This window comes from Limnohabitans sp. Jir61 (assembly GCF_003063545.1).
Lineage (GTDB): Bacteria > Pseudomonadota > Gammaproteobacteria > Burkholderiales > Burkholderiaceae_C > Limnohabitans.
Map to the genome: position 1 here is coordinate 485,674 of NZ_NESD01000002.1, position 14,714 is coordinate 500,387.

Sequence of the window (14,714 nt, forward strand, 5' to 3'; positions counted from 1 at the left end):
GCCTCGCGAACTGAACAACTCTGTTGATTAATTACCCACCATGGTAAACGGCGCCCAAAACAAAGGATGTGAATAGGTATAGCCTGATTTTTCATCGTCAGGCGCGCCTTGATCCAGCATACGTAAACTGGCCAATTGAAGTGCCTGCGATTTGCTCACGCCTTTTTCTTGCGTGTAGCGTCTAAATAAATCAGTCATCAACTGACGCGCCGCTTCACTGTCAACAGGCCAACTAGATACCAATATGGCGCGTGCTCCTGCGTAGAAAAATGCGCGACCTAGTCCCGACAAAGCCTCAGAGCCATCGCCTTCACCTGCAGCCGTGTTACAAGCAGACAACACCACCCAATCCGCATCAAGCTTGAGCGTCAAAATGGTGTCTACTTTCAGCAGGCCATCACCTTTTTGATTTTTAACTTCTGGATTTGTCAAAGCCAACGCAGGTTGTGTCAGGCCGTCAAGTTCTCCAGGAATCAAACCATGCGTGGAGAACATGACGACTTTGCGATTAGACAAATCAACTTTCAAGACTTCATCAATACTCGCACGTTTTTGCAAATAGATATCTCGCTCAGGCACAACTTGAAAAAGCTTGGAAATTTCTAAAATTTCTTCACTGGTGTCTGGCAACCTAGGTAACAAACTCACTTGCGCCGAACTCACTGAAGATGTGTTGGGTGAGCTTCTCAAACGAAATGGCACACCTCTTGATGCCCTCTCTGTACTCACAGGTAATTTTTCATCCAAGTTAGCTTGGGCCACACTGAAAAGTGGGTCCCCAAAACCAATGAAATCTAGCCTTCCCTTCTTAGGCTCTGGTAATGAGCGTAAAGCACTCAAAGATGTCGCAGAAGGTGAGCTGACGATGGCAAACTGACGAATCAACCAAGGTGCCTCTTTGTAATTGGCAAATACTTTTTCAGGTTTACCTTTCAACTGAAAAGGTGAAGTTGTCAGAACACCCAATGGCAACTGACCAATTTCATCATGAGGCACGACAACAAGCGTGTTTTTCCCAACAAACGCCTCTTGAACTGGTTTAAACAAAGTGTCATACAAACGATTCGAGAGCTGGAAATCAAACTGTGGGATTGCATCAATGCGATCAACTCCAGGATCTAGCGACTTACGCAACTGTGTCACTGACTTGCGGACATCTGCCTGCCCCATCTCAATAGACTTAAACAGCGGCTCACCTTGCTGATTAACCGCCCAAACATAACTGGTTTGCTTGCCAATAAACCATGTGATCAGCGTTTCATTTGATTTGATTAACTTTTGAATCTTCTCCAACGCAATGGGTCTGGGACTAACCAATTCAGCATACTCAGGGAAATCCAGTGCAATTAAATGCGAGGCCTGCTTTGCGTCTTTTCGAAGTTGCTCGATGTCTAACTTCATCTTCGCTTGAATTTGTGGCAACTGCTGATTTGCAGGCTGCATTGCAAGCTCTTTACTAAAACGCGTTAAGAAACTGATTTGTTGATTCAAATCTTGTTCTTCACGAACCAGTTTTAATAAACGCTCATTGGTGATGTTGGCTCGAGCGGTGCTCGCACTCAACGCACGCTGGACATTACTGCTTCGCGCCAAATCTCCCAACACAAAAGCCTCGCTGATCAATTTTGAGTTTTGTGTTTTTCCATAAGCACGTGACAAAACGCCAAGATACGACTCGACATAGCCAGCAAGGAATTTTTTCTCCTTGGAGGAGATCCCATCTGCCTCTTCAGAAACTTCTCGCTCTTGATCAATCAATTCATTGATGGCTACGGCAAATGAGGCGTGTGCTGCCTCGTCTTTTCTTTGCTCTGCCAAAGCAACGGAAAGCAACAATTTGGCCTGCGTTGCATCACGCGACGATTTGCCAGATCGAGCCTCCGCCAACACAAGCAGTTGTTTCGCAAAATCTTCAGCTTCTTGCAAAGCACCCGTACGAATCAGCGCCAGCACCCGATCAGGGCTATTGACTTCTACAAATCGGCCTGTTTCAGGATAAGTCTGAACTGTCGCCTCTAATTCAGAGTAAATTTTCAAAGCTTCTACAAATCGATCATTTGCAATCAAAGCGGATGCCATGGTTTTTTTAGTCACAGCCAACTGAATAGATTCAGCGGTCACGCCTGCATCTATTAAACCTTGCAAGCTTTGATTCAGCAGGTAAATGGCATCTTTATTTCTTTCGCGATTCAACATCACCACTGCAAGTTGCCGAAGTGCGTTAGACGTGGCAAGCGATGCCTTGCCTGTTCGAGCCAAAGACTTTTTCAATCCCTCTCTGGCGAAGTATTCAGACTCATTCACCTTGCGTGACTTCAACAAAATATCACTCAACTTGAGGTACAAGCCTTCATTGGCAGCCTTAAATGAATTAGGGTTGCCCGTATCTGTATCGCTCCCTGTCCCCGGAACCCCCAACCCCATGCCGCCTGCCAAAAATCGCTTTTCATGCGCAACCATGCCTGACTCTAAGTATTCAATTGCTTTGCGATAAGCAATCTCTGCATCTAGCAAACGTCCTTTTTGATAAGCAAGCTCACCGACAGCTTGGAAATAGTTTCGATTCCAATTGAACCCATAAGTGCCGTAGTTGTTACTCCTCCTTAGCATCACCAAGGTGGAATCTGCGTTACGCAAATAATTTTCACTCGATTGGAAATCACCTATTTGCGCAAATGATCGTGCAATCGTTGAGTTTTGCCCCATCAACATACCGCTCATGTTGTTAGGCACCCTAGCGAGCAAACCCATGAACCGCTCGATTCCAACTTTGGCATTGCCAACCTCTAACTCGGCAGCGCCCAACTCTTGTGCTGTGATGAATTCTTGGGCCGTTCTTTCTTTCGCAAACGTCAGTGCATTCTTGAGAAAACCAATGCGTAAATCGATTCGACCTAGTCGTTCTGCCGCTTGCGCCTGCAAGTAATAAAAAATGTATTTATCTTGAGACGAGGCGTCAGCAGCGACTTTTTCCGACAGACGCTTGATATCTGAGTCACGTAATTGGGTATCCGCTGCGGTTTGTTTGATCAGCGCGACGATGTCTTGAATTCCTCTAGGGACAGATACATCCGCTTCAGAGTTTTGAGCTGCTAGGCCATTTCCAAAAAAACTAATAAAAGCCACAACAGTCAACCATCGTGTTGTGATTTGAAGGCGTTGATGCCACATGGAGATGACCTTTCAAAAACAAGCTCGCGTCGGATTCTGAAATATCCGTTGCGTATGACATTGTCACTTCTGCTGGGCAAGTCAGGTCAAAGGGTATGTGTCTAATAGAAAAGTGTGAAGCTCGCCGATACGCCGGATTCTGTGCACCGTGGTTGCCCACGGCGTGACCGTCATTAATCTGGGCCGAGGGTTACCCACTCGGCTCGGTGCTACCTACCCGCCAACTCTGCGGAACCACATCAACGCTGGCCTACTTGGTATTGCTGCGCGTAGAGATTGCCCGTTTCACCCGAACTAAATCGGCTCGTCTCTGTTGCTCTAATCCTCACCTCACGGTGGAGAGGTGTTACCTCTTACGCTGTCCTACGCAGTCCGGACGTTCCTCCAGTGCCTGGTTTCCCAGATTGCACCAGCGACGGCCTAGCGAGCTTCACGGCTTGATTATCGACGGATAATCAAGGCCCTCGACATAACTTGCCCGATCACCACGGGCCACACGCTTGTGATTCGACTCTCAGAACTCAAACTCCCGCTGTCTGCCCTCCCTGTAGAAGAACGCCGCGCTGCCGATGCGCCGGCCGAAACCGAGGCAGACCGCCAGCTTCCACCTCACCCGATTGATGAGTTGCGCGCACTGACTGCTGAAGCTTTGGGCATATCAACAAACGCCATCGCCACGCTGAATGTGTTCAAGCGCAGCTTTGATGCGCGAAAGCAAAACTTGTTGGTGGTCTACATCGTCGACATCACCTTGGCCGATGCAACGCAAGAAGCCACGCTGCTGGCCAAGTACGAAAAGAACTCACACATCCAACCCACGCCCGACATGTCGTGGCACGCGCCTGCAAATGCGCCGGGCGACTGGGGTACACATGCAGGCGAGCGGCCTGTGGTGGTCGGCTTTGGACCCTGCGGTATTTTTGCGGCGCTGGTGTTGGCGCAAATGGGCTTCAAGCCCATAGTGATTGAGCGCGGCACCACCGTGCGTCAACGCACCAAAGACACCTGGGGCTTGTGGCGCAAAAAGATTTTGAATGTCGAAAGCAACGTGCAGTTTGGCGAAGGCGGTGCAGGCACGTTTTCGGACGGCAAGCTGTACAGCCAAATCAAAGACCCGCGCCACTTGGGCCGCAAGGTGATGAATGAGTTTGTGCGCTTTGGTGCGCCCGAAGAAATTTTGTTCACCGCGCATCCGCACATCGGCACGTTCAAACTGGTGAAAGTGGTGGAAGGCTTGCGCGAAGAAATCATCCGCTTAGGCGGCGAAGTGCGCTTTGAACAACGCGTGGTGGATATCGACTACGAAGACAACGCTAGCAACGCGTCATCCCCCCGAGCCATTCAAGCCCTGCGCATTCACAACCACGCCACCGACGAGACCTACACCCTGCCCGCCCGCCATGTGGTGATGGCACTGGGCCACAGCTCGCGCGACACCTTCACCATGCTGCACCGCCATGCGGTGGCGATGGAAGCCAAACCGTTTTCGGTAGGCGTGCGCATTGAGCACCCACAAGGCGTGATTGACCGCGCACGTTGGGGCCAACACGCTGGCCACCCGCTCTTGGGCGCCGCCGACTACAAGCTGGTGCACCACGCCGAAAACGGCCGCGCCGTGTACAGCTTTTGCATGTGCCCCGGCGGCACAGTGGTGGCTGCCACCAGCGAAGCAGGCCGCGTGGTGACCAACGGCATGAGCCAATACTCACGTGCTGAGCGCAATGCCAACGCAGGCATCGTCGTAGGTATTGACCCGAGCGATTACCCCACCGACCCCGCCGCCTTTGAAACCGAACTGGGCCAAGAGCTAGGCAACAGCGTGCGCCACACCACGCACGATGCCCCCGGTGGCTACCACCCACTCGCTGGCCTCGTGTTGCAACGCCAACTCGAAGCCCACGCCTACACACTGGGCGGCAGCACCTACGAAGCGCCCGCACAACTGGTGGGCGACTTTGTGGCTGACCGTGCATCCACTGCGCTAGGCAGCGTCGAACCTTCCTACAAACCAGGCGTGAAGATGGTGAGCCTCAACAGCGCATTGCCACACTACGCTATCACCGCCATGCGCGAAGCGCTGCCGGTGTTCGGCCAAAAAATCAAAGGCTTTGACATGCACGATGCGGTGATGACCGGTGTAGAAACACGCACCTCATCGCCCCTGCGCATTGCCCGCGAAGACGACAGCTTGCAAAGCCCCACACTCTTTGGCCTGTACCCTGCAGGCGAAGGTGCGGGTTATGCGGGCGGCATTTTGTCGGCAGGGGTGGATGGCATCAAAGTGGGTGAGGCTGTCGCACGCCAGCTCATGGCTGACCCCCGCTAACAACACCGCAAAAACTGCGCGACAGACGGCACTTTCAAAGCCACGTATATTTCAGACCAAGCATCAAACACATCAGGAGCACCCCATGAAAGCCAACAGCGTTTTAGACACCATCGGCAACACGCCACACATCCGCATCAACCGCTTGTTTGGCAACACACACCAGGTGTGGATCAAATCCGAGCGCACCAACCCCGGTGGCTCCATCAAAGACCGCATTGCTTTGGCCATGGTGGAAGCGGCAGAGAAGTCGGGCGCACTCAAAGCAGGCGGCACGATCATCGAACCGACCTCGGGCAATACAGGCGTTGGCCTAGCGATGGTGGCTGCTGTGAAAGGCTACAAACTTATCTTGGTCATGCCAGACAGCATGAGCATCGAGCGCCGCCGCCTGATGCTGGCCTACGGCGCATCGTTTGATTTGACACCACGCGAAAAAGGCATGAAGGGCGCGATTGCACGCGCTGAAGAACTGGCCGCACAAACACCCGGCGCATGGATTCCTCAGCAGTTTGAAAACCCAGCCAACATCGACGTGCACACACGCACCACCGCGCAAGAAATCATCGCGGACTTTCCTGATGGCGTGGACGTGATGATCACAGGCGTAGGCACAGGCGGCCACTTAACAGGCACGGCCAAAGTGCTCAAAGCTAAGTGGCCCAAGCTCAAGGTGTATGCGGTGGAGCCCACAGCGTCGCCCGTCATCTCCGGCGGCGCGCCTGCACCCCACCCCATTCAGGGCATTGGCGCAGGCTTCATTCCTAAGAATTTAGACACAGCATTGCTCGACGGTGTGATTCAAGTTGAAGCTGACGCCGCCCGCGAAATGGGCCGCCGCAGCGCGACGGAAGAAGGTTTGTTGGTGGGCATCTCTTCTGGCGCCACACTGGCTGCGATTGCACAGAAGCTGCCAGAGATTCCAGCGGGTGCGACCGTGCTAGGCTTTAACTACGACACGGGCGAGCGTTACTTGTCGGTGGAAGGTTACTTGCCGGTTTAAGAGCTGCAAGTATTTGAAAACTCTTTCATGGAGATCGACATGTCGAGCCGAAGTGTTCACCTTCACCGTGTTTTGAAAACATCGCCCGAAAAGGTGTATCGCGCTTTTCTAGAAGCCAGCGCTTTGGCGAAGTGGCTGCCGCCTTATGGTTTCACTTGCACCGTGCATCACCTCGATGCAAAAGTAAGTGGCACATTCCGCATGTCGTTTCACAACTTCGGCAGTGGCAATGGACATTCGTTTGGTGGTGAGTACCTTGAGCTCGTGCCACACGAGCGCATCCGCTACACCGACAAGTTTGAAGACCCCAACTTATCCGGTGTGCTGGAGGTGACGGTGTCGCTCACGCCGGTGATCTGCGGCACTGAGTTGAACGTCACCCAAACAGGCATTCCTGAGATGATTCCCCTTGAGATGTGTTACCTCGGATGGCAAGAATCGCTGGAGCAATTGGCCAAATTGGTGGAGCCAGATATTCCGGGCTAATAACTCAGCGGTTAAAAAGCTTAACAGCGCCTTCATCGGCGCTGTTTCTTTTTATCGGTACAGCAACCGATCCAAATCGGTCAGCTCCGCACGCGCCTCTTTGGCCAGCTGGGCTTGCTCTTTGAGCCAGCGTTTGAGCTCTGCTTCGTTTTGAATGCGACGCAGGTCGCGCTCTAGCGTGTCGACTTCGTGCTCTTTGTCGCGCAGCTGAATGGCCAGCGCTCGGGCCAAGCTCTCGGCGCTGATGTGGTCTAGCTCATTCACACCGAGGTAGTGGCGAATTTCAAACTGGGCTTGCGCTTCGTCTTCTTCCAGCGCCTCTACTTGCTCTTTGAGCAGCAGGCACATGGCGTTGAGCTTATCGTCCGCAATGCGGCTCAGGGCTGCACTGTCGATCTGTGCAATTTGCAATTGCAGCTTGAGCAACTCGGATAAGTTCTTGCGGTCATACGCAGCGTTGACTTCGCTCATCAGCGCGGTCTTGCGCAGACGCTCGGCCTCGTCCGGTTCGCGGTCGGGGTGCAAGGCACTGGCAAGCTGGCGATACACCGTGCGCAGCGCGGTGTTGGCATCCATCTTTTGCTGCGCGTCTTTGAGCTGACGGGCTGCTGGTTTTTTCTTGGCCTTCTTGGCTTGGCGTTTGTCTTCGAGACGTTGCTGCTGCTCGCGGTATTGGCGCAGGCCCGCTTCAAACACGGCCTCTGCCGTGTGCAAATCGTCCGCGTCATGCAAAGGTTTGCCTAACAAATCTTCAAACACCGCTTTGGCGTGCTCTGCACCGGCACGCGCTTCTTCGGCCAAAGCTTGCGCGTCTTCTTCGCTGTGGTGTTGGTTGAAGACGGCTTGCACTTGGCCATCTTTCTTGTGCTCCAGTGCTTCGCATAGCGCAAGGATGATTTGCGTGGCGCTGCGTCGGTGTGTGGCCGTGAGCTCTGCGCTGTGCAAGCACCCATCCAAATACAGCAACAGGTTTTTACGTGCCGCGTCTTCTTGGCTCTTCAACGCGCTCATCGCCGTCAAGTGCCTGCTGCGGTGCTGCGTGGACAAGGCCTCTAGCGTGGCAATCGAATCAGACAACGCCGACACACGCGCCAGCAACGTATTGAAACGCTTTTGCGCAGGCGTGAGTTCAGCAGCAGGCTGAATGGCAACGGTCGCTACCGCTTGCGCGGGGGCGACCGTCCAAGGAGATTTAGGCGTACTCAAAAATCAGCGCGCTGCTTGCAACGCAGCAATGCGTTCTTCCAACGGTGGGTGCGAGGCAAACAACTTGCCCAAACCACCCGTGATGCCCATGGCCGCCACGCTGGTGGGCAGCTCGCCCGCTTGCATGCTGTTCAAACGCGCCAAGGCATTGATCATGGGTTGCTTGTTGCCCAAGAGTTTGGCAGAACCTTCATCCGCAGCAAACTCGCGGTAGCGGCTGAACCACGCCACGATCATGCTGGCCACAAAGCCAAGCAAGATGTCGAGCACAAAGCTGGTGATGTAGTAACCCATGCCAGGGCCAGTAGATTCGTCGTCTTTGCTGCGCAGCATGTTGTCGACGAAGTAGCCAATGACGCGGCTCAAGAACACCACAAAGGTGTTGAGCACGCCTTGGATGAGCGTGAGCGTGACCATGTCACCGTTGGCAACGTGAGCAATTTCGTGGCCCAACACGGCTTCGATCTCTTCTTTGGTCATGCCTTGCAGCAAACCAGTGGACACAGCCACCAATGCTGAGTTTTTGAATGCACCGGTGGCAAACGCGTTGGGCTCGCCTTCGTAAATGGCCACTTCGGGCATGGTGATGCCAGCGCGCTCAGACAAGCGCTGAACTACGCTGACCAACCACGCTTCGTCTTGGTTGGCGGGTTGATTGATGACGTGAGCACCCGTGCTCCACTTGGCCATGGGCTTGCTCATCAAGAGTGAAATGAATGCGCCGCCAAAACCCATGATGAGCGAGAAGCCCAGCAAGGCAGACAGGTTCAAACCGTTGGCGGTGAGAAAGCGGTTGACGCCGAGCAAACTGGCGACGACCCCCAGCACCACCATGACGGCGAGGTTGGTGAGGACGAAGAGAAGAATGCGTTTCATGGTTTCCTTTTCAGCGGGTAGTACAAAGGTCCGCTGTTGTGAATGGTAGGGGCGATTGCTGGCAATTCAATGCATGGCATTTAAAAACCACACAAAAGTTAGGCAAAGCCTTGGTTCGATTTAGAAGGTTTACGTCGCAAGCGATTTAGGTTTAACCATCTCGCGCTTCGGGCGGAACACATTGACGTCTTCGTAATAAGCCCGCTCTGCATTGGCGGCGCACCAACCCGGAATGCCCAGCACAGGCAACGGCTCGTAAGGTTTGGTGGCGAGCTTCTCGGGTTGCAGGTCTTGCACCAGCCACGCGTCAAGCGCAGCTTCGTCGTGTGGGTTCACTTGACTATCTACACGGTACACATGGCCCGTGATCGACTTATAGGGTGTGACAAGTTTTTCCACCAAGGCATGGCCAAACAACACGAGGTGCACGTGTTGCCATTGCTCGCGCAAGTCTACAAAGAGCTTGAGCCAATCACGCGCTTGCAGTGCGTCCCACACCTCGTCGGGCGCGTGCATGAGCACCACGTTCTCATCAAAGAGTGTGAGTGCATCGCGCACGGGCCCACGTGTGGCGCGAACGCCTTGGTCTTCAATTTCTGCGGCTTGCAGTTGGTTCAGGCGGCGTTTGGCCAATGGAAAGCGTTGCCAGCACAGGCCGTTGAAAAAGTCGTGCAAACCGTCTCGAGTGGGGATTTGCGCGGTTTTGAAGATGAAGTCTTCGTAGGCTTGGCCTTCGGGCAGAGCTGATTGGGGGACGAACTTCACCTCATTGGCATCGCCAAGCGCCAGGCCAGCACGGAGCGTATTCACGCTCGCTGCGCTCGCAATATCACCCGAGCCAGCGCCGACCTCGCGCTTGGCTGCGTGATGTATTGCGTTAAGTGCTTCGGCCACGCTTCGCTGCTGAAGCGCAAGTTGCGCCGTGGGCTCACCGAGTTCGCGCCACGGTGCGAACCAGGGTTGGGACCAATCAATCTCGGCTAAGACAGCGCCTGCAAAGCCTTCTGTTTTTGGACTTAAACCACGCGCCAAGGCAAGGCCTCGCCAGAGCGCAGGGGCTTCAAGTCTGCCTCGCCAAACGCAAAGCTTTCGGGCGGCGTCCAGCTTTCTTTACGCAGGGTGAGCGTGCCGGTGTTGCGTGGCAAGCCGTAAAAGTCTGCGCCGTGGAAGCTGGCGAAGCCTTCAAGTTTGTCGAGCGCGCCTGCGTTATCAAATGCTTCGGCGTACATAGGCATAGCTGCATGGGCGGTGTAGCAACCGGCACAGCCGGTGGCGTGCTCTTTGAGTTGCGCCGGGTGTGGGGCGCTGTCTGTGCCCAAGAAGAACTTGGGTGAGCCACTGGTGGCCGCATGCACCAAGGCCAAGCGGTGTGTCTCGCGCTTCAACACAGGCAAGCAATAGAAATGTGGGCGAATGCCGCCGGTGAAGATGGCGTTGCGGTTGTACAGCAAGTGGTGCGCGGTGATGGTCGCGCCGGTGTACTTGTCGCTCGATGCTACGTATTGCGCGGCGTCAGCGGTAGTGATGTGCTCGAACACAATTTTGAGTTCGGGGAAATCTTTACGAAGCGGAATGAGCTGCGTGTCGATGAACACAGCTTCGCGGTCAAACAAATCGATGTCGCTGCTAGTGACTTCACCGTGCACCAACAACAACATGCCCGCCTTTTGCATGGCTTCGAGTGTTTTGTAGGTCTTGCGCATGTCGGTCACGCCGGCATCGCTGTTGGTAGTGGCACCAGCTGGGTAAAGCTTGGCGGCGACCACACCAGCATCTTTGGCGCGGGCTATTTCGTCTGCGGGCAGGTTGTCGGTGAGGTAGAGCGTCATCAAAGGCTCGAAGCTCATGCCTTGGGGCACTGCGGCCAAGATGCGCTGTTTGTACTCAAGCGCTTGCGCCGCCGTGGTGACGGGGGGCTTGAGGTTAGGCATGATGATGGCGCGGCCAAATTCGGCGGCGGTGTGGGGCACCACGGTGTTGAGTGCAGCGCCATCGCGCACGTGCAGGTGCCAGTCGTCGGGTTTTGTGATGGTGATTTGTTGCGTCATGCCTTGATTGTCGACGAAGTTGGCTTTGGTTCTGAGCTCGCTGTGTGCGCAGGCAGTGAGCAGGTTCCTCATGCTGGGGTACCAGAAATCGTCACCTGCCCACTGCCTCCACCCACAGACTGCGACCTACAAAAGTTGGATTAGAACTGTTGGTGCTACCCAAGTTGCCTCGACGATGACTGCCTTTGCGGTCCTACGCAATAAGCCACCTCCAGCCAACGCAAACACAATCGCCTGAAATGTTTCAACCAACACCAGTTGCGCGGCTTGGGTGCGGCGGCTGACGATTTCTGGTACCCCAGCATGAGGAAGCCGCCGTACCCAAGCTGCGCAACCCTCTCCGAAGAGAAACCTTCACGAATGCAAATAACAAAGCAACAAAGAAAAAGGCGCCCCATCAAGAGACGCCTAATTAATTGGAATCTGACCCCAATTAGGTGTCAGTGCGCCAAGATCTTGTTCAAGAACTCTTTGGTACGTGGCTGACGGTTTTCGGGGTGGTTGAAAAACTCATCCTTCGAGCAGTCTTCCAAAATCTTGCCGCCCACATCCATGAAGATCACGCGGCTGCCCACTTTGCGGGCGAAACCCATTTCGTGGGTCACGCACATCATGGTCATGCCTTCGTTGGCCAAGTCCACCATCACATCCAACACCTCGCCCACCATCTCGGGGTCGAGTGCTGAGGTGGGTTCGTCAAACAACATCACGATGGGGTCCATGCTCAAGGCACGGGCAATCGCCACGCGTTGTTGTTGACCGCCTGAGAGCTGGCCTGGGAACTTGTCTTTGTGCGCCATCAGACCCACGCGCTCCAAGTATTTCAATCCGTGGGCATGCGCCTCGTCTTCGCTGCGGCCCAACACCTTTTGCTGCGCAATGGTCAAGTTTTCGGTCACCGACAGATGCGGAAACAACTCGAAGTGCTGGAACACCATGCCCACGCGGCTGCGCAGTTTGGGCAGGTTGGTGTCTTTGCCGTGCACAGCAATGCCGTCGACCATGATTTCGCCTTGCTGGAAAGGCTCCAAGGCATTGATGGTTTTGATGAGGGTGGATTTGCCTGAGCCTGATGGGCCACAGACCACGACCACTTCACCCTTTTGGATGTTGGTGGAACAGTTGTTCAGCACCTGAACGGGGCCGTACCACTTGGAAACATTTTTTAATTCAATCACGATGAACTCCAGCTCGAATTTTGAACGCGCATTCTTCGCGACGCTTAACGAATGATGGCAATGCGCGCTTGTAAGCGACGCACGAGGGCCGAGAGGCCAAAACAAATCACGAAATACACCAAGGCAGCCAAGATGTACACCTCTTCCACGCGGCCATAAATCTTGCCTGCAGTGACGAAGCCCTTGAGCAAGTCATACGCACCAATGGCATAGACCAACGAGGTGTCTTGGAACAAGATGATGGTTTGCGTGAGCAACACAGGAATCATGTTGCGAAAAGCTTGTGGCAACACAATGAGGCGCATGTTCTGGCTATAGGTCATGCCCAAAGCTTGACCGGCCATCACTTGACCACGCGGAATGGACTGAATGCCCGCCCGCATGATCTCGCTGAAGTACGCCGCTTCAAACGCCACAAAGGTAATCGTGGCCGACAGCTCCGCGCCGATGGAGCGGCCAATCAAAAACGGAATCAGCAAGAAGAACCACAGAATCACCATCACCAAGGGGATGGATCGCATGCCGTTCACATAGATGACGGCTGGCAGTTCTAGAAACTTATTACCCGACAAGCGCATCAGCGCGAGGATGGTGCCAAACACAATGCCGCCCACGGTAGCGACGATGGTCAGCTCCACGCTGAACAACATGCCCTTCAACACAAACTTGTTGAAGATGTCCCATTCGACAAAAGAAAAATCAAGTGCGCTCATGCTCAGTGCCCCCCGCCCACATTGCCCGCGACCACGAGGCCAGGGATTTGCATGCGGCGTTCCACGAAGGCCATCACACGGTTCACAGCAAAGGCTGACACGGTGTACAACGCCGTCACGGCCAAGTACACCTCAATGCCACGCGAGGTTTCTTCTTGCACTTGCATGGCGTACATGGTGAGTTCGGCAATCGACACCGCAAAGGCAACCGAAGAGTTTTTCAGCAAGTTCATCGACTCGCTGGTGAGCGGTGGCCAAATGGTGCGAAACGCAATAGGCAACAACACATAGCGGTAGGTTTGCCAAGTGGTAAAACCCATGGCCATGGCCGCATAACGCTGGCCGCGCGGCATGGCTTGGATACCGGCGCGCAGCATCTCGGCCACGCGTGAGGAGGTAAAGAAGCCTAGGCCCAACACCACCAACACAAACCCCGGCACTTGTTGCATGGCCGGAAAGACCTTAGGCAACACAAAGTACCAGAGAAAAATTTGGACCAACACGGGGATGTTGCGAAACAGCTCCACCCACGCGTTGGCGAATCTCGCTAACCAAACATTCAAACGCGTATCTTGGGGCAAGGTACGCAGAATGCCCATGAGGCACCCTGACACCATCGCCACTACCCAAGCACTGCCCGCTACTGAAAGCGTCCAGCCCCAGGCTTCAAACATCCACTCGAGGTAGGTTCGTCCACCACCGTCGTCCTGAAGAAAAACCTGCCAATCGAGTGTCATGTCTATACGTCTTCTAAATTACTTCTTGGCGTAGGCTTCGACAGGCTTGTCGTTCAAGTTTTTCCAAGCGTCCTTGTTGGCATCGCTGGCAGGCATGCCGAGCTTGATGTTCTTTGGAGGAATGGCTTGCGTGAACCACTTGTCGTAAAGCTTGGCGAGCTCGCCAGACTTGGCTAAGCCAGCGATGGTGTCGTCAGCCAATTTCTTGAAAGCTGGGTCGTCCTTGCGGAACATGATGGCGATGGGCTCGACGTTCAACACTTCGCCCACGATTTTGAAATCGGCGGGAGCTTTAGAGTTGGCGATGTTGCCAGCCAAGATTTGGCCGTCCATCACGAATGCATCAGCGCGGCCAGACTCGAGCAGCAAGAAGCTGTCTGCGTGGTCTTTGCCGAACACTTCTTTGAAGTCAACGCCAGTGGCGCGCTCGTTCTTGCGCAACAGTTGCACAGAGGTAGTACCTGTGGTGGTGGCCACGTTCTTGCCGTTCAGCTGAGCAATAGTTGTGATGCCCGAGTTGGCATGCACGGCGATGCGCACTTCTTCAACGTAGGTGGTGAATGCGAAGGCCACTTGCTTTTGGCGAGCTTCGTTGTTGGTGGTCGAGCCGCACTCGATGTCCACAGTACCGTTTTCCACCAAAGGAATGCGGTTTTGTGAAGTCACGGGTGTGTATTTCACTTCCAACTTTTTGCCAGCTGCTTTTTCGAGGTTGGCGATGATGCGTTGGCAAATCTCAACGTGGTAGCCCACATACTTGCCGTCACCCAAGGTGTAAGACAAAGCGCCAGAAGAGTCGCGCACACCCATGGTGATTGAGCCTGCGGCTTTGACTTTGGCGAGGGTGTCATTGGCTTGCGCGAATGCGGTGCCAGCCAACAAGGTGGCCACGGCCAAGGTAATGAACTGCTTTTTCATGAGTTGCTCCAGTTGAAGAAGTAATGAATTGGGACTCCACATTCTAGGGACA

General features: G+C 54.2%; 12 protein-coding genes and 1 other RNA gene. 3 read left to right on the forward strand and 10 right to left on the reverse strand.

Annotated elements, in window-relative coordinates; genetic code table 11:
• Positions 1 to 27: 27 nt before the first annotated feature.
• The gene (locus B9Z35_RS08670; protein ID WP_108283288.1) at positions 28 to 3,171 is read right to left on the reverse strand and encodes a CHAT domain-containing protein; all 3,144 of its coding nucleotides are present in this window, start codon (positions 3,169 to 3,171) and stop codon (positions 28 to 30) included.
• 112 nt (positions 3,172 to 3,283) lie between these two features.
• Positions 3,284 to 3,603, reverse strand: an RNA gene (gene rnpB / locus B9Z35_RS08675) — RNase P RNA component class A.
• 70 nt (positions 3,604 to 3,673) lie between these two features.
• Between rnpB and B9Z35_RS08680 the strand changes: the two genes are divergently transcribed.
• The 3 genes from B9Z35_RS08680 (at position 3,674) to B9Z35_RS08690 (ending at position 6,986) form a co-directional block, all read left to right on the forward strand.
• Positions 3,674 to 5,497: an NAD(P)/FAD-dependent oxidoreductase gene (locus tag B9Z35_RS08680; RefSeq protein ID WP_108283289.1), complete on the forward strand. Its 1,824-nt coding sequence runs from the start codon at positions 3,674 to 3,676 to the stop codon at positions 5,495 to 5,497.
• A gap of 85 nt (positions 5,498 to 5,582) precedes the next feature.
• Positions 5,583 to 6,500, forward strand: a complete 918-nt coding sequence (gene cysK / locus B9Z35_RS08685) for a cysteine synthase A (protein WP_108283290.1) — start codon at positions 5,583 to 5,585, stop codon at positions 6,498 to 6,500.
• A 39-nt stretch (positions 6,501 to 6,539) separates the two neighbouring features.
• Positions 6,540 to 6,986 (forward strand): SRPBCC family protein, encoded by a 447-nt coding sequence (locus B9Z35_RS08690; RefSeq protein WP_108283524.1) that lies wholly within the window; start codon positions 6,540 to 6,542, stop codon positions 6,984 to 6,986.
• A gap of 51 nt (positions 6,987 to 7,037) precedes the next feature.
• Here B9Z35_RS08690 and B9Z35_RS08695 read toward each other — a convergent pair whose 3' ends face one another.
• The 8 genes from B9Z35_RS08695 to B9Z35_RS08730 all read right to left on the reverse strand — a co-directional run bounded on the left by B9Z35_RS08695 (position 7,038) and on the right by B9Z35_RS08730 (position 14,662).
• Complete coding sequence (locus tag B9Z35_RS08695; RefSeq protein WP_108283291.1) at positions 7,038 to 8,192, reverse strand: hypothetical protein; 1,155 nt, start codon at positions 8,190 to 8,192, stop codon at positions 7,038 to 7,040.
• Positions 8,193 to 8,195: 3 nt separating this feature from the next.
• A complete protein-coding gene (htpX, locus tag B9Z35_RS08700) occupies positions 8,196 to 9,068 on the reverse strand; it encodes a protease HtpX (RefSeq protein ID WP_108283292.1) in 873 nt (290 codons plus the stop codon).
• Between the two features lie 129 nt (positions 9,069 to 9,197).
• Positions 9,198 to 10,100, reverse strand: coding sequence for a DUF3025 domain-containing protein (locus tag B9Z35_RS08705; protein ID WP_233246521.1), 903 nt, complete (start codon positions 10,098 to 10,100; stop codon positions 9,198 to 9,200).
• Positions 10,085 to 11,116, reverse strand: coding sequence for a dihydroorotase (gene pyrC, locus B9Z35_RS08710; RefSeq protein ID WP_108283526.1), 1,032 nt, complete (start codon positions 11,114 to 11,116; stop codon positions 10,085 to 10,087). Before pyrC ends, B9Z35_RS08705 begins: the two co-directional genes overlap by 16 nt.
• A gap of 440 nt (positions 11,117 to 11,556) precedes the next feature.
• Positions 11,557 to 12,294, reverse strand: a complete 738-nt coding sequence (locus tag B9Z35_RS08715) for an amino acid ABC transporter ATP-binding protein (RefSeq protein ID WP_108283293.1) — start codon at positions 12,292 to 12,294, stop codon at positions 11,557 to 11,559.
• Between the two features lie 44 nt (positions 12,295 to 12,338).
• The gene (locus B9Z35_RS08720; protein ID WP_199219796.1) at positions 12,339 to 13,007 is read right to left on the reverse strand and encodes an amino acid ABC transporter permease; all 669 of its coding nucleotides are present in this window, start codon (positions 13,005 to 13,007) and stop codon (positions 12,339 to 12,341) included.
• Positions 13,008 to 13,009: 2 nt separating this feature from the next.
• Positions 13,010 to 13,744 (reverse strand): amino acid ABC transporter permease, encoded by a 735-nt coding sequence (locus tag B9Z35_RS08725; RefSeq protein ID WP_108283295.1) that lies wholly within the window; start codon positions 13,742 to 13,744, stop codon positions 13,010 to 13,012.
• An 18-nt stretch (positions 13,745 to 13,762) separates the two neighbouring features.
• Positions 13,763 to 14,662 (reverse strand): amino acid ABC transporter substrate-binding protein, encoded by a 900-nt coding sequence (locus B9Z35_RS08730; RefSeq protein ID WP_108283527.1) that lies wholly within the window; start codon positions 14,660 to 14,662, stop codon positions 13,763 to 13,765.
• Positions 14,663 to 14,714 lie beyond the last annotated feature (52 nt).

Bases quoted from the DNA above. Each gene is read 5' to 3' on its own strand.
- pyrC (WP_108283526.1), bottom strand. From the start codon at position 11,116: ATGACGCAACAAATCACCATCACAAAACCCGACGACTGGCACCTGCAC.
- B9Z35_RS08670 (WP_108283288.1), bottom strand. From the start codon at position 3,171: ATGTGGCATCAACGCCTTCAAATCACAACACGATGGTTGACTGTTGTG.
- B9Z35_RS08690 (WP_108283524.1), top strand. From the start codon at position 6,540: ATGTCGAGCCGAAGTGTTCACCTTCACCGTGTTTTGAAAACATCGCCC.
- B9Z35_RS08725 (WP_108283295.1), bottom strand. From the start codon at position 13,744: ATGACACTCGATTGGCAGGTTTTTCTTCAGGACGACGGTGGTGGACGA.
- htpX (WP_108283292.1), bottom strand. From the start codon at position 9,068: ATGAAACGCATTCTTCTCTTCGTCCTCACCAACCTCGCCGTCATGGTG.
- cysK (WP_108283290.1), top strand. From the start codon at position 5,583: ATGAAAGCCAACAGCGTTTTAGACACCATCGGCAACACGCCACACATC.
- B9Z35_RS08730 (WP_108283527.1), bottom strand. From the start codon at position 14,662: ATGAAAAAGCAGTTCATTACCTTGGCCGTGGCCACCTTGTTGGCTGGC.
- B9Z35_RS08720 (WP_199219796.1), bottom strand. From the start codon at position 13,007: ATGAGCGCACTTGATTTTTCTTTTGTCGAATGGGACATCTTCAACAAG.